This window comes from Kouleothrix sp. (genome assembly GCF_046328425.1).
In the GTDB taxonomy this organism is placed as follows: domain Bacteria; phylum Chloroflexota; class Chloroflexia; order Chloroflexales; family Roseiflexaceae; genus Kouleothrix.
In genome coordinates, this window is record NZ_JAXLWP010000017.1 from 73730 (window position 1) to 96277 (window position 22548).

Annotated in this window: 17 protein-coding genes; 10 read left to right on the forward strand and 7 right to left on the reverse strand. The window is 71.0% G+C overall.

Annotated features, from left to right (window positions below):
* Nucleotides 1–9: 9 nt before the first annotated feature.
* Genes U0177_RS16760 through U0177_RS16775 form a run of 4 tightly spaced genes read right to left on the reverse strand, consistent with a single transcriptional unit; the run spans nucleotide 10 to nucleotide 5378 of the window.
* Nucleotides 10–1572, reverse strand: a complete 1563-nt coding sequence (locus U0177_RS16760) for a biotin/lipoyl-binding protein (RefSeq protein ID WP_409571798.1) — start codon at nucleotides 1570–1572, stop codon at nucleotides 10–12.
* The gene (locus tag U0177_RS16765; protein WP_409571799.1) at nucleotides 1569–2270 is read right to left on the reverse strand and encodes an ABC transporter ATP-binding protein; all 702 of its coding nucleotides are present in this window, start codon (nucleotides 2268–2270) and stop codon (nucleotides 1569–1571) included. Before U0177_RS16765 ends, U0177_RS16760 begins: the two co-directional genes overlap by 4 nt.
* Nucleotides 2263–4674 (reverse strand): ABC transporter permease, encoded by a 2412-nt coding sequence (locus tag U0177_RS16770; RefSeq protein WP_409571800.1) that lies wholly within the window; start codon nucleotides 4672–4674, stop codon nucleotides 2263–2265. The genes U0177_RS16765 and U0177_RS16770 overlap by 8 nt, the downstream gene beginning before the upstream one ends.
* Nucleotides 4675–4676: 2 nt before the next feature.
* A complete protein-coding gene (locus U0177_RS16775; protein WP_409571801.1) occupies nucleotides 4677–5378 on the reverse strand; it encodes an ABC transporter ATP-binding protein in 702 nt (233 codons plus the stop codon).
* A gap of 308 nt (nucleotides 5379–5686) precedes the next feature.
* Here U0177_RS16775 and U0177_RS16780 point away from each other — a divergent pair, with 308 nt between their 5' ends.
* The 10 genes from U0177_RS16780 (at nucleotide 5687) to U0177_RS16825 (ending at nucleotide 19935) form a co-directional block, all read left to right on the forward strand.
* On the forward strand, nucleotides 5687–6943 hold the full coding sequence (locus U0177_RS16780) for an RNA polymerase sigma factor (protein ID WP_409571802.1): 1257 nt from the start codon (nucleotides 5687–5689) through the stop codon (nucleotides 6941–6943).
* A gap of 89 nt (nucleotides 6944–7032) precedes the next feature.
* On the forward strand, nucleotides 7033–7458 hold the full coding sequence (locus tag U0177_RS16785; RefSeq protein WP_409571803.1) for a YciI family protein: 426 nt from the start codon (nucleotides 7033–7035) through the stop codon (nucleotides 7456–7458).
* Nucleotides 7459–7639: 181 nt separating this feature from the next.
* Nucleotides 7640–8755 (forward strand): WD40/YVTN/BNR-like repeat-containing protein, encoded by a 1116-nt coding sequence (locus tag U0177_RS16790; protein ID WP_409571804.1) that lies wholly within the window; start codon nucleotides 7640–7642, stop codon nucleotides 8753–8755.
* On the forward strand, nucleotides 8752–9048 hold the full coding sequence (locus tag U0177_RS16795; protein ID WP_409571805.1) for a MoaD/ThiS family protein: 297 nt from the start codon (nucleotides 8752–8754) through the stop codon (nucleotides 9046–9048). Before U0177_RS16790 ends, U0177_RS16795 begins: the two co-directional genes overlap by 4 nt.
* A 166-nt stretch (nucleotides 9049–9214) precedes the next feature.
* The gene (locus U0177_RS16800) at nucleotides 9215–9613 is read left to right on the forward strand and encodes a hypothetical protein (protein ID WP_409571806.1); all 399 of its coding nucleotides are present in this window, start codon (nucleotides 9215–9217) and stop codon (nucleotides 9611–9613) included.
* 33 nt (nucleotides 9614–9646) lie between these two features.
* Nucleotides 9647–10114, forward strand: a complete 468-nt coding sequence (locus tag U0177_RS16805) for a DUF5946 family protein (RefSeq protein WP_409571807.1) — start codon at nucleotides 9647–9649, stop codon at nucleotides 10112–10114.
* 179 nt (nucleotides 10115–10293) lie between these two features.
* Nucleotides 10294–11238 carry a hypothetical protein gene (locus U0177_RS16810; RefSeq protein ID WP_409571808.1) on the forward strand — a complete coding sequence of 315 codons (945 nt, stop codon included), beginning with the start codon at nucleotides 10294–10296 and terminating at the stop codon, nucleotides 11236–11238.
* Nucleotides 11239–11398: 160 nt separating this feature from the next.
* Nucleotides 11399–12022 carry an NADPH-dependent FMN reductase gene (locus tag U0177_RS16815; RefSeq protein ID WP_409571809.1) on the forward strand — a complete coding sequence of 208 codons (624 nt, stop codon included), beginning with the start codon at nucleotides 11399–11401 and terminating at the stop codon, nucleotides 12020–12022.
* A 184-nt stretch (nucleotides 12023–12206) separates the two neighbouring features.
* Nucleotides 12207–13007 carry an SDR family NAD(P)-dependent oxidoreductase gene (locus tag U0177_RS16820; protein WP_409571810.1) on the forward strand — a complete coding sequence of 267 codons (801 nt, stop codon included), beginning with the start codon at nucleotides 12207–12209 and terminating at the stop codon, nucleotides 13005–13007.
* A 295-nt stretch (nucleotides 13008–13302) separates the two neighbouring features.
* Nucleotides 13303–19935, forward strand: coding sequence for an AAA family ATPase (locus U0177_RS16825; protein WP_409571811.1), 6633 nt, complete (start codon nucleotides 13303–13305; stop codon nucleotides 19933–19935).
* Nucleotides 19936–19941: 6 nt separating this feature from the next.
* Here the strand turns inward: U0177_RS16825 and U0177_RS16830 are convergent, their stop codons facing one another.
* The 3 genes from U0177_RS16830 to U0177_RS16840 all read right to left on the reverse strand — a co-directional run bounded on the left by U0177_RS16830 (nucleotide 19942) and on the right by U0177_RS16840 (nucleotide 22438).
* Complete coding sequence (locus tag U0177_RS16830; protein ID WP_409571812.1) at nucleotides 19942–20916, reverse strand: ring-cleaving dioxygenase; 975 nt, start codon at nucleotides 20914–20916, stop codon at nucleotides 19942–19944.
* 372 nt (nucleotides 20917–21288) lie between these two features.
* Complete coding sequence (locus U0177_RS16835) at nucleotides 21289–21702, reverse strand: thiol-disulfide oxidoreductase DCC family protein (protein WP_409571813.1); 414 nt, start codon at nucleotides 21700–21702, stop codon at nucleotides 21289–21291.
* A 1-nt stretch (nucleotide 21703) separates the two neighbouring features.
* Nucleotides 21704–22438 (reverse strand): sugar phosphate isomerase/epimerase family protein, encoded by a 735-nt coding sequence (locus tag U0177_RS16840; RefSeq protein ID WP_409571814.1) that lies wholly within the window; start codon nucleotides 22436–22438, stop codon nucleotides 21704–21706.
* Nucleotides 22439–22548: the final 110 nt, after the last annotated feature.

The following is a 22548-nucleotide window of genomic DNA, read 5'->3' on the forward strand; positions in this document are numbered from 1 at the left end:
CGCGGCAGCCTACGGCGCCCCCGCCGCAATCGACACCGACGCCGACATATTCCAGCGCAGCCGCGCGTCCCACGCGCTGGGCGCCACTGTTACAGTATAGGTGATATCGCCATAGCGGTCGACACCGCGCGGCTGGATGGCCGCGACCGTGCCGGCAAGCGCCACGCCCGGCAGCGCGTCGAAGCTCAGCTGTGCAGGCGAGCCGACGGCGATCCGCACGACATCGCGCTCGCTCAGGTTGTCGGTGACGATCTTCCACTTCGCGAGATCGGCCAGCACTAGCGGCGCCGCGCCGGCGGGGCTCACCCGCTGGCCGACCTCCAGCGCGCGCGCGGCGATTGTCCCGCCAAACGGCGCGCGCAGCGTCGCCTGGTCGAGCGCGCGCTCGGCCTGCTGCAGGCCGGCCTGCGCCGCCGCGACACGCCCCTGCGCCTCGGCCAGGTCGGCGGCGCGCGGCGGCGCCGTGAGCTGATCGAGGGCGGCGCGCTGCTGGGCCAGCGTCGCCTGGGCGGCGTCCACGTCAGCCGGCGCGCCGCCAGCCCGCACGCTCTGCTCGGCGGCGCGCGCCTGGTCGAGGCTCGCCTGGGCCTGCGCCAGCGCGTTGGCGTCGGGGTTCTTCAGGCCCGCGAGCCGGGCCTGGGCCTCGGCCAGCCGCGACTCGGCGCCTTGAACAGCCGCGATCTCGTGGTTCTGGGCCTGCCGGTACACCACCTGCGCGTCGGCCAGGGCCTTTTCGGCGCTGTGCAGCGCGGCCTCGGCCTGCACAAAGGCCTGGTAGTACTGGCGCTTCTGCACATCGTTGAGCAGGTTCTTTTTGGTTTTGCCGGCCGCGTCGACGACGGTAGGGTTGGCCGGGTCGGCGCCAGTGTCGTCGACATATTGCCAGTTCTCGGCGGCGGTAGCATACGCCGCCTGGGCCTGGGTCAGCGCGTCGGCGGCGCGCTGCATCGCCAGCTGGCTGCTGGTCTTCGCCTGCGAGGCGCTGTCGCGGGTCGCCTGCAGATCAACCTCGGCCTGGCGCGCGCGCTCCTCGGCGGCGCTCAGGTCGGCCGGGCTGGGGCTGCGCAGCGCGGCCAGCGCGGCCTCGGCCTGGCGCACCTGCGCCTGGGCGCGCGCGATGTCGGCGGCGGTGTAGCCGCCGGTGCGGGCGCGGCGCAGGCCAGCCTCGGCGTTCTGCACCACGGCGCGCTGCGCGGCGATCTGCTGGGCGGTTGCGCCCCCCGCGATCCGGTCGTAGCTGGCCTGCGCCTGTGCCAGGCTGGCGCGGCTCTGCGCAACCTGCAGCTCGAGGTCGTGGGTGTCGAGCCGGGCCAGCGGCGCGCCGGCGGCGACAGTATCGCCCTCGCGCACCAGCACCTCGGCCACGGTACCCGCCTGGGCGAAGGCCACATCGACCACGCGCTCGGGAACGACGCTCGCGTCGGCGATGACCCGGCCGGGGGGCGGGGGCGCCGGCTCGGCCGCGGGCGCGCTGGTGGGCTGCGGGGCGCCCGGCGGCGTGGGCGCGCTGCAGGCGCTCAGCGCGAAAAGCAACAGCAGCGCGCCCGCGCGAAGGAGCAATCGTACGCTCATAGTGTTTCCTTTACCCGCCTATCGCTTACAATGCTGCCGTCGGCCAGCTCGATCACGCGCCCGGTGCGCATGGCCAGCTCGCGGCTGTGCGTTACCAGTACGAAGGTTTTGCCGCCGGCGACCCAGCGCCTGAACAGCTCAAAGCACGCGATCGCCGAGCGCGGGTCCTGGCGGCTGGTGGCCTCGTCGCCAAAGATGATCGGCGGATCGTTGGCGTTGGCGCGGGCGATCGCCGCGCGCTGCTGATCGCCGCCGCTGACGCGCGCCGGCATCCAGCCCTGCCGCTCGGCAAGGCCGACGGTGTCGAGCAGCCGCCGCACGCGCGCCTGGCGATCGGCCGCAGGCAGCGTGGCCGCAAGATCCATCGGCAGGCGCACATTCTGGCCGAGCGTCAGGCCCGGCACCAGGTTGAAGAACTGGAAAATGATGCCGATCTCGGTGCGGCGCCAGCGCGCAAGGTCGTCTTCGCTCTTGCCGGCCAGGCGCTGCCCGCCGATGATCACCTCGCCCGCGGTTGGCCGGTCGACGCCGGTGAGCATGTTCAGCAGCGTCGATTTGCCGCTGCCCGACTGGCCGACGATCGCGACGAACTCGCCGGCGCGCACCTGCAGCGAGATGTCTTTCAGCACCTGCACGCTGCCGCTGCCCACGGCGAAGCTCTTGCTCACGGCGCGCAGCTCGATCACACAATCATTCATACGCCAGGCTCTCCTGAACGCTCGCGCGGATCGCCTGCTGGGCCGGCGAGAGGCTGGCGACAGTCGCGATGATCACGGCCAGCAGCAGCCAGATCGCCACGCCCGACCAGGCGTACTGGAACACGACGCTGATGCGCAGCGCGGCGGCGACGCCGCGCGCGGTGAGGTAGCCGGCGGGGTAGCTCAGCAGCAGGGCGATCAGCCAGCTGAGCAGGCCCATCAGCAGGCCTTCGAGCACAAACTGCAGGCGAATAAACCCGGGCGTCGCGCCGATCGCGCGCAGCACGCCGATCTCACGCCGGCGCTCGATCACGCTGATCGAGAGCGTGCCATTCAGCGAGATCGCGCCCACGCAGCCGACGATCAGCGCCACCAGCACCAGCAGCCCGATCACCGTCGCCAGATTGGCCAGCCGGTCGTCGCTACGCTGCCGCACCGTGTCGGTGCGCGAAAGCTGCACGGGCATGTTGCGGCCCTCGTAGAAGGCGCGCACCCGGGCCGCCAGCGCGGCCGCCCCGGCGTCCGAGGCGTCGGCGCTGCGCACCTGCACCCGGTTGACCTCGCGCCGGCCGATCTCGCCAAACAGCGTCTCGCGCGGCACCAGCGCGCCGCCGGCCAGCGTCACGTCGAGCAGCACGCCCACCACCTGCCAGCGGCGCTGGCTCACCCAGCGCCGCGCGTTGGTCGCGTCGGGAATGCTGACGATCACCCAGTCGCCCACGCTCACCCCGAGGTCGCGCGCCAGGCGCTCGTGCAGCACCATCGCATAGCGGTCGCCTGGCGCGAGCGCGCGGCCGGCGAGCAGCACCGGATTGTAGCTGGCCGTCGGCAGCGGCACGCCCGCGAGGTTCACCGCCGGGTCGGTCGCGCGCTCGCCGGCGCCGTCACGGCGCAGCGTGGCGCTCTGCAGGCGCCAGGCCTCGATCGCCGCCACGCCGGGCAGCTGCGCGGCCTGCTCGGCGCGCGGCAGCGACGCGGGCGCGGCCAGGTCGAGCTGAACCTGGTAGGGGTAGGCCTGCAGCAGCACGCCGCTCAGGGTATAGACCAGCGAGGCGCGCACGCTCAGCACGGCCATAAACGTCAGGCCCGCGCCCGCCAGCGCCAGCTGGGTGGTGGCAACCCGCCCGAGGTTGCCGAGCGCGTTGCTGAGCGCCAGCGACACCACGCGCGGCAGCGCGCGCACGCGCGCCAGCACGTCGTCGACCCAGCCGCCGCCGCTGAGGCCATACGAGCTGATCGCCTCGCGCACCGTCACGCGCGCCCCGCGCAGCACCGGAATCGCCGCGACAAGCAGCGGCGCCACCAGGCAGATCGCCAGCTGGTAGAGCAGCGGCACCGGCAGGGTCAGCCAGCCGGCCGGCTTGAGCCCGAGCGACGCAATCAGCATGCGCCGCAGGCCATTGGCCGCCAGCAGCCCGCTGGGCAGCGAGATCGCCAGCGCCGCCAGGCCGTAGCCAAACACCAGCGTGAAGTACACCAGCAGGATCTGCCGGCTGGTGGCGCCGATCGCCTTCAGCTCGCCGATCTGCGCGATCTGCTGGGCGACGATCGCCGTCACGGTGTTGTACACAAGCAGCAGCCCCAGCACCACCGCAATGATGCCGATCGACCGCAGGATCGCCCCGACGCCCTCGACCGGATCCTGGAAGAACGCGCGGTTGGGATCGGCCACCTTGGTGTTGTCGATGCTGCCCGGCATCACCGTGAAGCCATGCTCGCGCAGCCTGCCCTGCACGCCGGCCGCGGCCGCCTCGGCGCGCGCGGCGCTATAGCCGGGCACGCTGGCGATAATCTGCGCGAAGCGATCCTGGCCGGTGAGCCTGGCAAACTCGGCGCGCGAGGTGTAGAAGGTCGGGTTGCCGCCCAGCGCCGCCGAGGGCTGGCTCAGGTTGTAGACCACGCCGCCGATGCGTGCCGAGGTGGTATGGCGATCGACCTCAAGCTCGACCTGGCCGCCTATGCCGAGCGCGAAGCCGCGCTCGACCGCGAGCTGGCGGCCGGCCGGCCAGGCGCCGCTTTCGAGCAGCAGCAGCGAGAGCCGCTGGTTGGCGTAGTCGGCGCGGGCCTGCAGGCTCGCGGGCTGCCACGGCTGGTCGCGGCCGGCGCGCCACTTGATACCCGCCACCATCAGGCCCTCCACCGCCGCGAGCTGTGGGTCGTCGCGCAGCGCGGCGACCACCTGATCGTCGGCTGGCGGCAGCACGCGCACGCTGATCGCGGGCGGCCGGGTCGGCCCGAAGTTCGCGCGCGTATCGTACGAGATCCCGTCCCACGCGCCGAAGATCGCGCCAACCACAAACGAGCCGATCGCGATCGTCAGGATCGCCTGGAGCGTGCGCTGCTTGGCGCTCCACAGGTCGAACCAGATCTTGTGGCGCAGGGCGGTGGAAAAAATGCCGAACATCGCTATGCTCCGCTATCGCGAACGATCTGGCCCTCGCCCAGCTCGATCCGGCGCGGCATCCGGGCCGCCAGCGCCTCATCCTGCGTCACCATGAGGATCGTCTTGCCATCGCGCGCCAGGCCGGCGAACAGATCGAAGACCACCTGGGCCGAGGCCGAGTCCAGGTTGCCGGTCGGCTCGTCGCCGAGGATCAGCGGCGGATCGTTGGCCAGCGCCCGCGCGATCGCCGCGCGCTGCTGCTGGCCGCCGCTGACGCGCGACGGCAGCTTGTGCAGGTGGTCGCGCAGCCCGACGGCTTCGAGCAGGTGCGCGGCGCGCTCGCGTCGCTCGGCGCGCGAGTACTTACCTGCCAGCTCCATCGGCAGCATCACATTGTCGAGCAGCGTCATGCTGGGCAGCAGCGCGAAGAACTGAAACACGATCCCCAGCCACGCGCCGCGCCAGCGCGCCAGCGCCCGCTCGCCAAGCTGCTGGATGTTCTGCCCGCCGACAAACACCGCGCCCGAGCTGAGCGCGTCGACGCCCGAGATCATGTTGAGCAAGGTGGATTTGCCCGCGCCCGACGCCCCGACGATCGCGACGAACTCGCCGGCGCGCACCTGGAACGATACGCCCCTGAGCGCGGCGATGCGCGTGCTGCCCATGGTGTACGTTCGCGCTGCCTGCCGCACGTCGACGAGCGGCTCGCCCGGTTGCTGCTGCATAAGATCACCCAATAGGCTCGGTTCAGGCGCACTCGCGCCGTGATTGCAGCATAGCAGCCGGCTGCCGCGCCGTCAGCCCCCGTTCGAGAGGCGGCGGCCGCCCCTCTTTCGGGTGGCCGCGCCTCCACTACCCCTGGTAGCGAAGCGGGCCAGCGGGTGGGGGCAAAGGGCGCTGTACGAGCCCTGCAGGCAAGAGAATCGCGCTTGCGCATATCGAACATCCGTGCTATGCTACGCCCCAGCGCACCAAGCTCGCAATACTGTTGCCGCCCTGGCCGCGCGCCAGGCGCGCGCGTAGGGAGCTGCGAATGACCAGCGAGAGCGCCGCGGGGACGATCCGCGACCTGCTCGAAAACACCTATCGCTCCGAGTCGCGCCGCATCCTCGCCACGCTTATTCGCCTGCTCGGCGACTTCGACCTGGCCGAAGAGGCCCTGCACGACGCCTTTGCCGCAGCGGTGCAGCAGTGGCGGCGCGACGGCGTGCCCGCCAACCCGCGCGCATGGCTGGTGTCGGCCGGGCGCTTCAAGGCGATCGACGCCCTGCGCCGCCGCGCCCGCTTCGACGCATCGCTCGCCACCATAGCCGAGCAGCTCGGCACGGCCGGCGCCGACCCGGCCGACTGGGACGACGAGCCGCTCGAAGACGACCAGCTGCGGCTGATCTTCACCTGCTGCCACCCCGCGCTCGCGCCCGAGGCCCGCATCGCGCTGACGCTGCGCGAGGTCTGCGGCCTCAGCACCGACGCGATCGCGCGCGCCTTTCTCGCCACCCCGCCCACGCTGGCACAGCGGATCGTGCGCGCCAAAGCCAAGATCCGCGACGCGGGCATTCCCTACCAGGTGCCGTCGCGCGCCGAGCTGCCCGAGCGGCTTGGCGGCGTGCTCCATGTGATCTACCTGGTGTTCAACGAGGGCTATGCCGCCTCGGCTGGCGAGGCGCTCACCCGCCCCGACCTGTCGGGCGAGGCGATACGGCTGGGCCGGCTGCTGCTGGCGCTGCTGCCCGAGCCCGAGGTGGCCGGGCTGGTGGCCCTGATGTTGCTGCACGAGTCGCGGCGGGCCGCCCGCACCACGCCCAGCGGCGACATTGTGCTGCTCGAGGATCAGGATCGCGCGCGCTGGGACGCGGCGCTAATCGACGAGGGCCTGGCGCTGGCCCGGCGCGCGCTGGCGGCACAGCCGGCCGGCCCCTACGCCCTCCAGGCGGCGATCGCGGCCGAGCACGCGCGCGCGCCCAGCATCGCCGCCACCGACTGGCCGCGGATCGTCGCGCTCTACGATGCGCTGGCGTGCGCGGCGCCCTCGCCGGTGATCGAGCTGAATCGCGCGGTGGCGGTGGTGATGCGCGACGGCCCGGCCGCCGGCCTGGCCCTGGTCGAGGGCATCCTGGCGCGCGGCGAGCTGGCCGAGTACCACCTGGCGCACGCCACGCGCGCCGACCTGTGCCGGCGGCTGGGGCGCACCGGCGATGCCCGCCGATCGTACGAGCGCGCGCTTGGCCTCGTGCGGCAGGAAAGCGAGCGCCGCTTCATCGAGCGCCGCCTGGCCAGTATGGCAGAGTAGCCCGAGCTGCTGTCGATCCGGGGCGCGGCCGAGCGACTAGCTCATACCGACGCGCCGATTGGAGGCGCGGCCCTGGAAAGGAGACCCCGATGCGTTTCATGGTGATCGTCAAAGCCACCAACGAGACCGAGGCCGGCGTGCTGCCAACCGAAGAGCAGCTGGCCGCAATGGGCAAGTTCAACGAAGAGCTGGTCAATGCCGGCGTCATGCTGGCGGGCGAGGGCCTGCAGCCCAGCTCAAAGGGCGCGCGCGTGCGCTTCTCGGGCGCCGAGCGCACCGTGATCGACGGGCCGTTCGCCGAGTCGAAGGAGCTGATCGCCGGCTTCTGGCTGTGGCAGGTGGCCTCGATGGAAGAGGCGATCGAGTGGGTCAAGCGCTGCCCGAACCCTGGCAACGGCGACTCGGAGATCGAGATCCGCCAGGTATTCGAGGCCGACGACTTTGGCCCCGCGCTGACGCCCGAGCTGCGCGCCCAGGAAGAGCAGCTGCGCGCGCGGCAACGCCCGAACATATAGCGTAGGGCTTACGCCGCTGGCCGGCTCTGCCTTTGGCAGATTTGTGTGCGGTTTTCCGCGCTCCGCTCGGAAAACCGCACAGCGCTGCCGCACGCAAGAGCGCCGTAGCGCGCGCCGAACAACGCAGCTGCGTAAGCCCTATACCTTCCACATTGGCAGTGTTGGCTGAAAGGAGCGACCAATGAGCGGTGTACGAGTGCTGGTTGGCACGCGCAAAGGCGCGTTCGTGCTGACATCCGACGAGAAGCGCGAGCGCTGGGACGTGCAAGGCCCGCATTTCCCCGGCTGGGAGATCTACCACGTCAAGGGCTCGCCCGCCGACCCGAACCGGCTGTACGCCTCGCAGTCGGGCGGCTGGTTCGGCCAGCAGATCCAGCGCTCCGACGACGGCGGCGCCACATGGGAGCCGGTGAACAATGAGTTCGTGTACGATGGCGTGCCCGGCACCCACCAATGGTACGACGGCACTCAGCACCCGTGGGAATTCAAGCGAGTCTGGCACCTCGAGCCTTCGCTCAGCGACCCGGACACCGTATACGCCGGGGTCGAAGACGCGGCCATGTTCCGCACCACCGACGGCGGCCGCAGCTGGCATGAGCTTTCCGGCCTGCGCAAGCATACCTCAGGCCCCTCGTGGCAGCCCGGCGCCGGCGGCATGTGCCTGCACACAATCATCCTCGACCCGAGCAACCCCGACCGGATCTTCATCGCGATCTCGGCCGCAGGCGCCTTCCGCAGCGACGACGGCGGCACGACATGGCAGCCGATCAACCACGGCCTGCGCTCGGAGTTCATGCCCAACCCCGAGGCCGAGGTCGGCCACTGCGTGCACAACCTGGCCATGCACCGCTCGCGCCCCGGCGTGCTGTTCATGCAGAAGCACTGGGACGTGATGCGCAGCGACGACGCCGGCGCCTCGTGGCACGAGATCAGCGGCAACCTGCCCACCGACTTCGGCTTCCCAATCGCGGTGCACGCGCACGAGCCCGAGACGATCTACGTCGTGCCGATCACCAGCGACTCACAGCACTTCCCGCCCGACGGCAAGCTGCGCGTGTACCGCAGCCGCAGCGGCGGCGGCGAGTGGGAGCCGCTGACAAACGGCCTGCCGCAGAGCAACTGCTACGTGAATGTGCTGCGCGACGCGATGGCCGTCGACACACACGCGTCGTGCGGGATCTACTTCGGCACCACCGGCGGGCAGGTGTATGCCTCCGCCGACAGCGGCGACACCTGGGCGCCGATCGTGCGCGATCTGCCGTCGGTGCTCTCGGTCGAAGTGCAGACGCTGCGATGATCCGCGTGATGCTCCCGGCGCACCTGCGCACGCTGGCGCGCCTCAGCGGCGAGGCCGAGGTCGAGGTCGTGGGCGCGGTGACACAGCGCTCGGTGCTCGACGCGCTCGAGGCCAAGTATCCGGTGCTGCGCGGCGCCATTCGCGACCATGTCACCAAGCAGCGCCGGGCGTTTGTGCGCTTCTTCGCCTGCGAGGAGGATCTGTCGCACGAGCCGCCCGACGCCGCGCTGCCCGAGGCGGTGGCGCGCGGCGTCGAGCCGTTCATCGTGGTGGGCGCGATCGCCGGCGGCTAGCCGCCACCCGCGTCGCAGGCTGCCGCAGGCAGCTGCAGCATGCGATCTGCTGTGCTGGGATGTTCGCGCTTCGTGCGAATATCCCAGCACCACACAGGGAAAAGAACTGCTCTGCCGAAAGCCAAGCCCCGGCCGCGCAAGCCGTATTGTTGAAAAGACAGGCAGCATGAGCACAAAAAGCATCGCCGAAAAGCTCCAGATCAAGCCAGGCACGCTCGCCTGGCTCTCCGACGCCGCGTACCGCGAGCGGATCGGGCCGCTGCCCGAGGGCGCGCGCCTGGTCGAGGCGTTTGGCGACGCGACGGCCACGCTGATCTTCGCCGGCGACGCTGCGTCGCTGCGCGGCGCGCTCGACAGCCACAGAGAGCTGCTGGCCCGGCCCAGCGCCTTCTGGGTGCTGTACCCCAAGGCCAACCGCACCGACATCAACCGCGACAGCCTGTGGCCAATCCTCGCCGAGTATGGCATGCGGCCGATCAGCCAGGTGGCCGTCGACGATGTCTGGTCGGCGCTGCGCTTCCGCCCGCTGAAGCCCGGCGAGGTGCCGTTCAGCCCAGGGCAGTAGAAGCACGCCCGCCGCCGTGCTATACTGGCGGCTATGAGCACACCTACTCAGCCGCCCGGCGCACGCTGCCGCGAGTGCGGCGCGCCTTCCGCCGACGGAATGACCTGCTGGGAGATGCTCGGCGCGCTGATAGCCTGGGAGTATAGCGACCCCGAGCTGCAGGCCGAGCATTTCCTCACCGTCGCCTCGTACAACCTCCAACACCCCGCGCAGTTCACCGACGCGGCGCTGGCTGGCCTGCGCGCCGCATTTGTCGATCATCTCGACCGTGGCGTGGCCGTGGCCGAGCTGCGCCGCCGCGTTGGGCGATTGGCCGCCGGGCCGGCGCGCGTGCTGCGGCCCGAGGCCGAGCGGCGGCCAGTGCTGCGCGCCTGGAGCACGACGATCGCCGATGTCTACCTGCCAGGCCAGCCCAGCGGCGCCGCCGGCCGCGTGCGCGCGTGGGCCGCAGCGCTCCGCCGCGAGCTGGAGCATACGCCAGCGGCAGGCCAGGCACCCTAAAAGCCTGTTTGAAAAGGAGGTGCGCGAGGGGCATAGCCCCTCGCACTTCCCTTCTGGCGAGTGGCGGCCACGAATGTGGCTGCCACTCGCCAGAAAAAGTGGATATTTGGAAGGACGAAGTCCCCCCAAACCACCCTTTTCAGACAGCTGTTAAGAACCTCGGCGCAGGAGCACACAGTATGAGCGAAGCCACAAGCCCGGCCGATTGGCTGATGGACGGCGACCCGGCGATACGCTGGCAGACGCTGCGCGATCTGCTTGGCGCGCCGGATGACGCGTGGCGCGCCGAGCAGCGCCGCACGCAGAGCGAGGGCTGGGGCGCGCGGCTGCTGGCCCTCCAGGACGCCGACGGCGGCTGGGGCGGCGGGGCGTACTCGCCAAAATGGACCTCGGCCACCTACACGCTGCTGACACTGTGCGACATCGGCATCGCGCGCGATTGCGCCGCAGCGCGGCGCGGCGCCGAGCTGGCGCTGGGCTCGCTGCTCGGGCCGGCGCGCGACGCCAGCTTCGAGCGGCGCCTGGCAGCCTGCGACCGCTGCGTCGTCGGGATGCTGCTGCGTATCGCCGTGTACTTCGGCGCCGACGCCGACCGCGTCGACGCGATCGTCGCCAACCTGCTGGCCGAAGCCATGCCCGACGGCGGCTGGAACTGCCGGCGCCTGCGCCAGCCACGCCCACACCACAGCTCGTTTCACACCACCTTCAACGTGCTTGAAGGGCTGCGCGAGTATATCGAGCAGGGCGCTGGCGCGCGGCGCGACGATGCCCGTGCGGCCGAGCAGGCCGCGCTCGAGCTGATGCTGCGCCACCGCCTGTTCAAATCCGATCGAACCGGGCAGCTGATCAGCCAGAAGTTCGCCATGCTGTCGTTTCCCTACCGCTGGCACTACGACGTGCTGCGCGGACTGGCGTACTTCGCCCGCGCCGGCGCCGCGCGCGACGAGCGGCTTGGCGACGCGATCGAGCTGCTGCACGCGCGGCGCCGGCCCGACGGCCGCTGGCCGGTGCAGCAGAAATACGCCGGCAAAGTATTCTTCGACATGGAGCGCACCGGCGGGCCGAGCCGCTGGAACACGCTGCGCGCCCTGCGCGTGCTGCGCTGGTGGGGCGAACATGCTTGATCGTGGCACTGGGCTTGCCACGCAGCCAGGTACATTGCGGCGCAAAAAGAAAGCGAAAACGCAGCGCCGTACGTATAATAGGCGATGAATATGCGGCCCAGGCTGCCGGCGCACGCGGGCACGGGCCATAGCAAACCTCTGTGGAAAGGAAGTACACGTCATGACCGACGCCCCCGAGCCAGCCGACACGCCGCGCCTGCGGCTGCAGATCATTATCGCCAGTACGCGCCCTGGCCGGCGCGGCCTGCCGATCGGCCAGTGGATCTACAGCCGGGCGCTGGCCCACGGCGCGTTCGATGTCGACCTGGCCGACCTGGCCGAGATCAACCTGCCCTTCTTCGACGAGCCGGGCCACCCACGGCTGCGCCAGTATGTGCACCAGCACACCAAAGACTGGAGCGCGCGCGTCGAGGCGGCCGACGCATTCGTGATGGTGACGCCCGAGTATAACTTCGCCATGAACGCGCCGCTGAAGAACGCGCTCGACTTCCTGCACCAGGAGTGGCAGTACAAGCCGGTTGGCTTTGTCAGCTACGGCGGCGTGTCGGCCGGCACCCGCGCCGTGCAGATGCTCAAGCAGGTGGTGACGACGCTGAAGATGACGCCGCTGCCCGAGGCGGTGGCCATCCCGTTCTTCGCGCAGTTCTTCGACGCCGAGGGCCGCCTCAACCCCAACGACACCATGGAGAGCGCCGCTACGGCGATGCTCGGCGAGCTGGCGCGCTTTGCCGCCGCGCTGCGCCCGCTGCGCGCCCCGGCCGCCGCGCCGGTGGCCGCGCGCTAGCGCCATCCCTTCGCCACGTACGGGCGGCAGCCGCCCACGCGTATACCGGCTACCGCCCACACCCGCACAATCGCCGCCGCGCGAGAACCCGGCACATATGGCACGCCACTTGCCACTCAGCTGTGAACTGTGGCCGCGCGGCTAGCCCCGCGCCGCAGCCGAACCGCATGGGAAGGAGTGCCCTATGAACACCCAAGCAAACCGGCCGCTCGCCGTCGTCACCGGCGCGTCAAGCGGCATTGGCTACGAGCTGGCCAGGCAGTTCGCCGAGCATGGCTTCGACCTGCTCGTCACCGCCACTGGCCCAGCGCTCGACGCGGCCGCAAGCAAGCTCAACAAGTCGGGCGCGCAGGTCGACGCTGTGCAGGCCGACTTGGCATCCTACGAGGGCGTCGAGTCGCTGTACGACGCGATCAAAGCCACCGGCCGCCCGGTCGACGCGATCGCGATCAACGCCGGCGTAGGCGTCGGCGGCGACTTCGCGCGCGAGACCGACCTGCGCGCCGAGCTGAACCTGATCAACCTGAACGTCAGCTCGTCGGTGCACCTGGCCAAGCGCGTGCTGAACGACATGGTCGCGCGCGGCAGTGGCCGCGTTCTGTTCACCTCGTCGATCGCCGGGGTGATGCCCGGCCCGTTCGAGGCAGTCTACGCCGCCTCGAAGGCGTTTCTGCTCTCGTTCTCCGAGGCGCTGCGCAACGAGCTGAAGGATACCGGCGTGAGCGTGACCGCGCTGATGCCCGGCCCCACCGACACCAACTTCTTCCACCGCGCCGGCATGGACGACACCAAGGCCGGCGCCGGCAAGAAGGACGACCCGGCCCAGGTTGCCAGGCAGGGCTTCGAAGCGCTGATGAGCGGCGGCGACCACGTGATCGCCGGGTCGGCCAAGAATAAGCTGCAGGGCGCGGCCGCCAAGCTGCTGCCCGAGACCGCCAAGGCCGCGCAGCACCGCAAGCTGACCGAGCCCGGCTCGGCCGAGTAGTACCTCCTCCGCATCATGCTGCGGCGCGGGGGTGGCTTCGCCGACCTCGCGCCGCGGCGCCCGCGCCAGCCGGGCAACTTTCTTCACCAACGTGGCAGTTTCTTCACCGCCGGCCACACCCCCGCGCCCGCGCATGGCGAAAGAGCGCATCAGCACGCCATGAACGGCCTGCCGCGCGCGCGGCGGGCGGGCGCGCCCCTCTTGAAATCGCGTCGATAATTGGTACGGAGGGCAACCAAACAATAGCTTGCTTCCCTACGAGACGTATTCGCACACGCAATGGGAAGGCACCGCAATGGCGCTTGGGCGCATGATCGGCAGCACCGTGGGCTTGGCCGCAGCCGGCCCGATCGGCTCGCTGATTGGCGATCTCAGCGGCGGCCTGCTGGAATCGGCAGTCGCCTCCAGCTTCCCCGACATCGCGCAGAACGCCGCAGTCAAAAAGATCTTCGCGCTCGTCACCAGCACCTCGGGCACGCTCGCCGCCGACCAGGTCGGGAAGATCTGCCGCGATCTGACCGACCGCAGCGGCCAGGAGCGCCAGCGGATCAACCACGACCTGCAGGGCGCGTTTCGCGACGCGCTACGCGAGGCGATCTACGACGTTGGCGGCCCGCAGAGCTTCCCGGCGGCCTGGAAGCCCGCCCGCGACGTGCCCGACGCGGTGATTTACCCCGGCGCGCGCCGCGACGACGAGCTCGGCCGCCAGGCCCAGGAGTGCCTGCGCGCGATCGAGCAGGCGCTGCGCGCGCAGTACATCCTGCCGCTCGAACCGCCCGCCGACCGGCCGGGCGCCAGCGTCTACACCTACCTGCACGACGCCAACCCGCAGGCGCTGGCCGAGCGCTTTTTCAACGACGCGCTCGAGCCATTCCTGGCCAAGCAGCTGGCCGGCTGGCTGGCGTGGGATCAGAACCTCCGGCCACACCTGCGCCGCCACCTGCTCGACCGCGCGCTGATCCACCTCGGCGAGCTGCTGAAGCAGCCCGAGCACACCCGCGCCTGGCGCGCCTTCAACCGGCTCATGCTCGAGGCGCTGCGCGACAGCGCGCGCGCGCTCGCCAGCGGCCAGGGCGCCATCCTCGAGCGGCTCGACACGCTGCTGTCGCAGCCCGACGCGATCTCCGACCGCGTCGCCGCGCTGCTGGCCGCCAGCGGCCGGATCGAGAAAAAGCTCGACCAGGGCTTTGAAGACGTGCTGCTGGCGATCGCCAGGATCGAGCGCACGCTGCTCGAGCTGAAAAGCGGCGAGATCAAAGTTGAAGGCCCGCCGCGGATCGTGCTCGACGAGCCGCCCGCCCCCGGCGAGCCGCCGTTCAAGGGCCTGCGCTTCTACGAACAGTCCGACGCGGCCGGGTTCTTTGGCCGCGAAGCCCTCACGGCGCGCCTGGCCGCGCGGATCGGCGCGCAGTGCGCCGGCGGCGCGGGGCGCTTTCTGGCGATCATTGGCGCATCGGGCAGCGGCAAATCGTCGCTCGTGCGCGCCGGCCTGCTGCCCGCGCTGCGCCGCGCCGCGCCGCTGGCCGACGGGCGCCTGCCGCCCAGCGGCAGCGCAAGCTGGCCGGCGCGGATCATCACGCCCACCGCGCGGCCGCTCGACGCACTGGCCACCAGCCTTGCGCGCGCCAACGCCTCGCTGGCCGAGGCCGAGGCCCTCGCCGCCGACCTGGCCCGCAGCGAGCGCAGCCTGCACCTGGCCGCCTGCAAGATCATCAACCGCCGGCCCGGCGCCAGCCAGCTGCTGCTGGTGGTCGACCAGCTCGAGGAGCTGTTCACCGCCTGCAAGAGCGAGGACGAGCGCCAGGCGTTTATCGGCAACCTGCTCTACGCCGCGCTGCACGACGGCCCGGTGATTGTGGTGATCGGCCTGCGCGCCGACTTCTACGCCGCCTGCGCGCGCTACGACGGCCTGCGCGCCGCCGTGGCCGAGCATCAGGAGTTTATCGGCGCGATGACCGCCGACGAGCTGCGCCGCGCGATCGAGGAGCCGGCGCGCCAGGGCGGCTGGCACTTCGAGCCTGGCCTCGTCGAGTACATGCTGCGCGACGCGGCCGGCGAGCCCGGCGCGCTGCCGCTGCTCTCGCACGCGCTGCTGGCCACCTGGCAGCGCCGCCGTGGCCGCACCATGACGCTTGAAAGCTACGCCGAGGCCGGCGGGGTGCGCGGCGCGATCGCCAAAACCGCCGCCGAGGTGTACGAGCGCGTGCTGAGCGACGACCAGCGCGCGATTGCGCGCGGCATCTTCCTGCGCCTGACCGAGCTCGGCGAGGGAACGCAGGACACCCGCCGCCGCGCCAGCATCGCCGAGCTGGTGCACCGCCCCGACGCGGCCGCCGCCGTCGACGCGGTGATCAAGACGCTCACCGACGCGCGGCTGCTGGTGGTGAGCAACCAGCTTATGCACACGCCGCGCGCGCCAGGAGCGCCTGCCCGCCCGGCAACCACCGGCTACTCGGTGCCGGTGGTCGAGGTGGCGCACGAGGCGCTGATCCGCGAGTGGCCGCTGCTGCGCCAGTGGCTCGACGCCGACCGCGCCGGGCTGCTGCTGCACCACGCGCTTTCCGAGGACGCGCAGGAGTGGGAAAAGCTGGCGCGCGACCCCGGCGCGCTGTACCGCGGCGCCAGGCTCGCCAGCGCCGCCGAGTGGGCCGCTGGCCACGACGCCGACCTGAACCCGCTCGAGCGCGCGTTTCTCGAGGCCAGCCGCGCCGCCGTCGAGGACGAGCAGCGCCGCGAGATCGAGCGCGCCCAGGCGCTCGCCGACGAGCAGCGCCGCCGCGCCGAGGCCGAGGCCGCCCGCGCCGACGAGCAGGCCCAGCACCTTGCGGCTAGCCGCGCCACCACGCGCCAGCTGCGGCGGCGCGCGCTGATCCTGGCCGCGCTGGCCGTGCTGGCGCTGGGCGTTGCGGTGGCCGCGCTGATCTTCCGCAGCCAGGCCCAGCGCCAGACCGAGCTCGCCCGAGTCAACGAGCTATCGGTTCAGGCGATGAAGCATTCAAATGATCTCGACCTGGCGCTGCTTTTCAGCCTTGAAACAAACAGCATATCAAACCAGCATGATGCTGAGAATAACTTGATATCTACGTTCTTTTCTAGCACCCATCTCGATGCCTTTCTGCACGGCCACGCCGATGCCGTCACGCAGCTGGCCTTCAGCCCCGACGGCGCGCGGCTGGCCTCGGCCAGCCGCGACAAGACCATCCGGCTGTGGGACGCAGCCACGGGCCAGCCCGTCGGCCAGCCGCTCGCCGGCCACGCCGCGCCGCTGCTGAGCCTGGCCTTTGGCCCAGGCAATCGCCTGGCCTCGGGCGATGAGCACGGCGAGATCCGGCTGTGGGACGCGGCCACTGGCCAGCCCGCCGGCCAGCCGCTCGCCGGCCACACCGGCGCGGTGCTCGGGCTGGCGTTTAGCCCCGACGGCAAAACCCTCGCCTCGGCCGGCAAAGACGGCATGATCGTGCTGTGGGACGTCGCCAGCGCCACAGCCGCCCAGCGCCTGCGCGGCTTCCAGGGCGAGGTCGCCGCCGTGGCCTTTAGCCCCGACGGCAAGCTTCTGGCCTCGGGCGGCGGCGATGGCAGCGTGGTGCTGTGGGACGCCGCGCGCGCCACGCCGATCGGCCAGCGCCTCAGCGGCTATACCCGCGACAACGACAGCGCCACGGTGGCCGGGCTGGCGTTCAGCCCGGATGGCGCTACCCTGGCGGCCGGCGGCGCCGACGGCACGATTGTGCTGTGGGACGTGGCCGCGCGCCGCCAGGCAGGCCCACTCATCCACCAGCTCAACCCGATCACCAGCGTGGCCTTTAGCCCCAGCGGCAAAACCCTCGCCTCGGGCGGCACCGACGCCGTGGCGCTGTGGGACGCGGCCAGCGGCCAGGCCATCGGCCAGCCCTGGCGCGGCCACCACGGCCGCGTCAACAGCGTGGCCTTCAGCCCCAGCGGCAAAACCCTCGCCTCGGCTGGCGCCGACAGCGCGGTGATCTTGTGGGATGCCGAGCCGGCACGGCAAAGCCTCGCCGTGCTGCCCGGCCACCAGCCGCAGGTGCTTAGTCTAGCCTTCAGCCCCGATGGCAAAACCCTCGCCTCGGCCGGCAGCGACCGCGACATCGCGCTGTGGGACAGCGCGACCGGCAGGCGCGCCGGCCGGCTCACCAGCTACCTGCGCACCTCGATGGGCGACGATATTTACAGCCTGGCGTTCAGCCCCGACGGCAGCCGCCTGATCGCCGGCCAGCGCTCCGGCGTCGCCATGTGGGATGCCCGAACCCACCAGCCGCTCGGCCCGCCGCTGTACCAGAGCGGCTTTGTGAACAGCGTGGCCTTTCGCCCCGACGGCAGGGCCTTCGCCGCAGGCAGCAGTACCGGCGCGGTGACGCTCTGGGACGCCAGCGCCAACCCGCCCGCCGCGAAGACGCTGGTCGGCGGCCGGGCCGAAACCTATGCCATCGCGGTTAGCCCCGACGGCCGCCTGGCAGCGGTTGGTACGCGCGCCAGCACGATCCAGCTCTGGGATCTCGCCGCCGGCCAGCCAGTCGGCCTGCCGCTGGTCGGCCACACCAAGTTCGTCAACGCGCTGGCCTTCAGCGCCGACGGCGCCTGGCTGGCCTCGGGCGGTGGCGACAACACCGTGCTGCTGTGGAATGTCGCCACCGGCCAGGCCATTCTCTCATTCAGCGGCCACACCGCCGAGATCAACGGCGTAGCCTTCAGCCCCGACGGCAAGCTGCTCGCCTCGGCCAGCAGCGACAGCACAATCCGGCTGTGGGACACCGCCACCGGCCAGGCGCTCGGCCAGCCGCTCAGCGGCCACACCGGCGCGGTGGTAGGCCTGGCGTTCAGCCCCAGCGGCGCCACCCTCGCCTCGGGCAGCTGGGATGGCAGCCTGCGGCTGTGGGACGTGCGCGACTCCGCCGGCCCCAAGCCGATCGGCGCGCCGCTCAAGCGCCACGCCGACCATGTCTGGCGCATCGCCTTCAGCCCCGATGGCAAGCTGCTCGCATCGGCCAGCAGCGACAACACAGTGCGCCTGTGGGACGCCACCACCGGCCGGACGGTCGGCCAGCCGCTGCCGCACACACACGGCGTCGTCAGCGTGGCCTTCAGCCCCGACGGCAAAACCCTCGCCTCGGGCACGCAAGACGGCACCCTGCGGCTGTGGGATGTCGCCAGCGAGCGGCTCATCCACGATCTGCCCAACGCCCACGCCAATTCGATCAACGGCCTGGCGTTCACCCCCGACGGCCGATCGGTTGTGTCGGGCAGCGGCGACGGCACCGCGCAGGTCTGGGACGCGGCCACCGGCAAATCCCGTGGCAAGCCGCTCGCCACCACCACCGGCCACGTCGAAGCGGTGAACAGCGTGGCCTTCAGCCCCGACGGCAAGTGGCTGGCCTCGGCCAGCGCCGACGGCACGCTGATCGTCTGGGACGCACATACCGGCGCGCTCGCCGAGCAGCGCCACGAGAGCGCGGCGATCCGCGCGCTGGCCTTCAGCCCCGACAGCCGTCTGCTGGCGATGCTGCGCGACGACACCAGCAGCGACGGGACGTCTGCCCCGACGATTCTGCTGTGGAACCTGGCCGCGCACGCCGACCAGGGCCAGCCGCTGAAGCCGCCGCGCGGCCGTGTAACAAGCATTGCATTCAGCCCCGACGGTGCGCTGCTGGCCGCCGGAGGGTGCGATAGCTGGCGAGATGACGGCTACTGCGAGCGCGGCGCGGTATACCTGTGGGATGCCGCCAGCAGGTCGCCGGCCGGCGCGCCATTGGTCGGCCACGCCTCGCTTGTCAACGGCCTGGCCTTCAGCCCCGACGGCAGCACCCTCGCCTCGGGCGCGTGGGATGGCTCGATCATGCTGTGGGATACGCGCACCCGCCAGCCGCGCCTCGCGCCGATCGCCGCCGCTGGCGCCGACGTGTTCGACATCGCCTTTAGCCCCAAAGCCAGCCAACACCTGCTGGCCTCGGCCAGCGAGTCGTCGGGCATGCTGCTGTGGGACACGGGCGCGCGCCAGGCGATCGGCCAGCCATTCGGCGTGTACGGTCTGTACATCAACAGCCTGGCCTTCAGCCCCGACGGCGCGACGCTGGCCGCCGGCGGCAGCGACACCAGCACGTTCAGCGGCACCATCACGCTGTGGGACACGGCCAGCCGGCAGCAGCGCGCGCAGCTGTTCAGCAGCCAGCGGCTCTCCATCACCACCCTCGCGTATAGCCCCGACGGCGCGCTGCTAGCGGGAGGCGGCTGCGGCCATGCCAGCAATAATGAGTGTGATCGCGGCGAGGTGCGCCTGTGGAGCATGCCTCAGGCTGCGGCCAGCGGCGCGCCGCTGGCCGGCCACACCGGCACTGTCACCAGCATCGCCTTCAGCCCCGACGGCAAAACCCTGGCATCGGCTGGCGCCGACGCGACGATCATCCTGTGGGATCTCGCCAGCCGCCAGCCGCTTGGCGCGCCGCTGAGCGGCCACACCAGCCCGGTGAGCAGCCTGGCGTTCAGCCCCGACGGCACGCGCCTGGCGTCGGCCAGCCACGACTCGACCATCCTGGTGTGGGATGTGGCCGCGCGCCGGCCCCTGTTCGCGCTCACCGGCCACACCGGCGAGGTCACCAGCGTGGCCTTCGGCCCCGACGGCACGCGCCTGGCCTCGAGCGGCGCCGACGGGCTGGCCATCCTCTGGGATATCGCCACCGCCCAGCCGATCGCGTCGTTCGCCGACGAGCAGTGGCTCGCCAGGGTCGCCTTCAGCCCCGACGGCCAGCAGCTGGCCGCTGCCGGCGACAGCGGCGCGATCCTGGTGTACGACCTGGCTCCCGCGACGCTGCGCCAGCGCGCGTGCGCGATCGTGCGCCGCAACTTCACACCCGAGGAGTGGCAGCAGTACCTGCCGGGCCAGCCCTACCGCGCCGGCGAGCCTTGCCCGCAGTAGCCGCGCTCAAGGCTCGTCGACGTAGCCGTGCGGGTTGCTGCCTGGCCGGCGCAGCTGCGGCAGCGCGGCCTCGAGCGCGGCGCGGCGCGGCTCAAGCCACGGCGGCAGCATCAGCCGCTCGCCCAGGTGCTCCACCGGCTCGTCGCGCGCGAACCCCGGCGGGTCGGTGGCGATCTCGAACAGCACGCCGCCCGGCTCGCGGAAGTAGATCGACTGGAAGTACTGCCGGTCGAGCACCGGCGTCACGTCCAGCCCCGCCGCCGCCACGCGCTGGCGCCAGCCCTGCTGCTGCGCGGGCGTGGCGGCGCGCCAGGCCAGGTGGTGCACCGTGCCGACCTCAACCTCGCCGGCCCAGAAGCCCGGCGTGCAGCGCACATCCAGCAGCGCGCCCGGCCCGCCCGGCCCCACCGCGAAGCGGAACACATTCTCCTCTTCGGCCACCAGCCGGAAGCCGAGCGTCTCGGTCAGCTGCCGCGCGGTCAGCTCGTAGCCCTCCTGCCACAGCGTCGCGCCATACAGCCCGCGGATGGCGTGCTCGGGCGGCACCGGCGCTTCGGGCCAGCTCGCGCGCGGCGGCGCCTCGGGCGCGGCCACCAGCTCGATCAGCAGCCCGTCGAGGTCGCGCAGCGCCAGCGCCGCCGCGCCAAAGCGGCCGAGCGGCCCCTCGTAGGCCACGCCGCGCTCGATCAGCCGCGCGATCCAGTAGCCGATCGACTCGGGCGCAATTGCCAGCGACACTACCGCCGCTTGGCCGGTGCCCTGGCGCCCGCGCCGGCCGCCCGGCCAGGCGAAAAACGTGACGATCGAGCCGGGCGTGCCCAGCCCGTCGCCATAGTACAGGTGCAGCGTGCTCGGGTCGTCGAAGTTCACGGTATGCTTCACCAGCCGCAGCCCGAGCGTGCCTGCGTAGAAATCGAGGTTGCGCTGCGCGTCGCCGGCAATCGCCGTGACGTGGTGCAGGCCAAGCAGTGCGTCGTCCATTGAGCCCCACTACACTTCAAATAGCCACAAACGCGCGAAGACTCGAAGATTTGCCGGCTTTCTCATATCTTCGTGTCTTTGTGTCTTCGTGGCAAGCTTCCGCTGGCGTGGTGCGGCAAGACACGAAGATTTGCCGGCTTTCTCATATCTTCGTGCCTTTGTGTCTTCGTGGCAAGCTTCCGCTGGCGTGGTGCGGCAAGACACGAAGATTTGCCGGATCTCTCATATCTTCGTGCCTTTGTGTCTTCGTGGCAAGCTTCCGCTGGCCTGGTGCGGCAAGACACGAAGATTTGCCGGCTCTCTCATATCTTCGTGTCTTTGTGTCTTCGTGGCAAGCTTCCGCTAGCCTGGCCATGTGAAAAGTACTGCGCACTAGCCCTCTTGCTCAAGAAAGCGCGCGCGCAGCGCCGGCGTCGGCAGCATGCACGCGTCCTGCCGGCCAAACCAGCGGTAGCGGTTGCGCGCGACGAAATCGTACGCCCAGTCGCGCAGCGGGCGCGGCAGCACCCGCAGCAGCGCCAGCAGCGGCCAGGCGCCGCTCAGCCGCCGCGCGATCCGCAGCGCCGCGTCGCTGCGCGCGTACCAGCGCGCGCCCTCGATCAGCACCACGCTGTCGAGCCCGCGCGCGTCGGCGCCGCGCTCGGCCAGCAGCCGCTGGCCCACCGGCGACTGCAGCGCGGCGAAGCGGAACTGCCCGCACGGGTCGCGCCGGATGATAAATTGCACCGACCAGGCGCACAGGTTGCACACCCCGTCGAACAGTATCACTGGGTGGCTCATGTCCATACTACGCACTCTGCGCGCGCAGCCACTGCAGGCTCATGCGCAGGCTCTCGAGCTCCGGGCGCGGGCACTCGTCCAGCTCGACGATCAGCCACTCGGCGCCGTTTGCGGCGGCGCCGGCCACCACCGGGGCGTAGCCAACCTCGCCATGGCCGGCTTCGGCCCAGCGGCCGGCAGCGTCGACATCTTTGATATGCAGCAGCGGCAGCCGGCCCGCCAGCGCGGCGATCTGCGCGGGCACGCTTTTGCCGGCCTTGTACACCCAGCCGCAGTCCAGCTCGAACTCGAGCCGTTGCGAGGCGGCCGCCAGCTGCGCCAGCCCGCTGGCGCCATCGTCGCCGGCCAGCTCGAAATCGTGGTTGTGGTACGCCAGGCGCAGCCCGGCCGCGCGCACGCGCTCGCCCAGGCGCTCAAGCCGCTCGCCCAGTGCGGCGTAGTCGCCGCGCAGGCTAGCGTCGATCCAGGGCACCACGACGATCGGGCAGCCAAGCGCCTGGTAGCTGGCAATCGTCTCGTCGAACTGCTGCTCGAGCAGATTCAAGGCCACGTGGCTGCTGCACACCCGCAGCCCCAGCTCGTCGAGCAGCGCGCGCGCCTCGGATGCCGGCGTGTTGAACAGCCCGGCAAATTCCACGCCATCGTAGCCCAGCGCGGCCACCGCGCGCAGCGTGCCGGCGAAATCCTGGGCCATCTGCGCGCGCACGGTGTAGAGCTGCGCAGCAATCGGAAGCGTTGTCATAGCAAAGGTTCCTTTCAGGTATGCGGTGTTGCACCATCATAGCTGTGCGGGGCGATTTGTCAAAATAACCGTGGCATCGTTCGTGCATTAGGCACACGCATACCGTTCGA

Coding starts and splice junctions, on each gene's coding strand:
- U0177_RS16820 (WP_409571810.1), top strand. CDS start 12,207: ATGAACACCCAAGCAAACCGGCCGCTCGCCGTCGTCACCGGCGCGTCA.
- U0177_RS16825 (WP_409571811.1), top strand. CDS start 13,303: ATGGCGCTTGGGCGCATGATCGGCAGCACCGTGGGCTTGGCCGCAGCC.
- U0177_RS16780 (WP_409571802.1), top strand. CDS start 5,687: ATGACCAGCGAGAGCGCCGCGGGGACGATCCGCGACCTGCTCGAAAAC.
- U0177_RS16765 (WP_409571799.1), bottom strand. CDS start 2,270: ATGAATGATTGTGTGATCGAGCTGCGCGCCGTGAGCAAGAGCTTCGCC.
- U0177_RS16795 (WP_409571805.1), top strand. CDS start 8,752: ATGATCCGCGTGATGCTCCCGGCGCACCTGCGCACGCTGGCGCGCCTC.
- U0177_RS16770 (WP_409571800.1), bottom strand. CDS start 4,674: ATGTTCGGCATTTTTTCCACCGCCCTGCGCCACAAGATCTGGTTCGAC.
- U0177_RS16775 (WP_409571801.1), bottom strand. CDS start 5,378: ATGCAGCAGCAACCGGGCGAGCCGCTCGTCGACGTGCGGCAGGCAGCG.
- U0177_RS16800 (WP_409571806.1), top strand. CDS start 9,215: ATGAGCACAAAAAGCATCGCCGAAAAGCTCCAGATCAAGCCAGGCACG.
- U0177_RS16815 (WP_409571809.1), top strand. CDS start 11,399: ATGACCGACGCCCCCGAGCCAGCCGACACGCCGCGCCTGCGGCTGCAG.
- U0177_RS16840 (WP_409571814.1), bottom strand. CDS start 22,438: ATGACAACGCTTCCGATTGCTGCGCAGCTCTACACCGTGCGCGCGCAG.
- U0177_RS16790 (WP_409571804.1), top strand. CDS start 7,640: ATGAGCGGTGTACGAGTGCTGGTTGGCACGCGCAAAGGCGCGTTCGTG.
- U0177_RS16805 (WP_409571807.1), top strand. CDS start 9,647: ATGAGCACACCTACTCAGCCGCCCGGCGCACGCTGCCGCGAGTGCGGC.
- U0177_RS16830 (WP_409571812.1), bottom strand. CDS start 20,916: ATGGACGACGCACTGCTTGGCCTGCACCACGTCACGGCGATTGCCGGC.
- U0177_RS16785 (WP_409571803.1), top strand. CDS start 7,033: ATGCGTTTCATGGTGATCGTCAAAGCCACCAACGAGACCGAGGCCGGC.
- U0177_RS16760 (WP_409571798.1), bottom strand. CDS start 1,572: ATGAGCGTACGATTGCTCCTTCGCGCGGGCGCGCTGCTGTTGCTTTTC.
- U0177_RS16810 (WP_409571808.1), top strand. CDS start 10,294: ATGAGCGAAGCCACAAGCCCGGCCGATTGGCTGATGGACGGCGACCCG.
- U0177_RS16835 (WP_409571813.1), bottom strand. CDS start 21,702: ATGGACATGAGCCACCCAGTGATACTGTTCGACGGGGTGTGCAACCTG.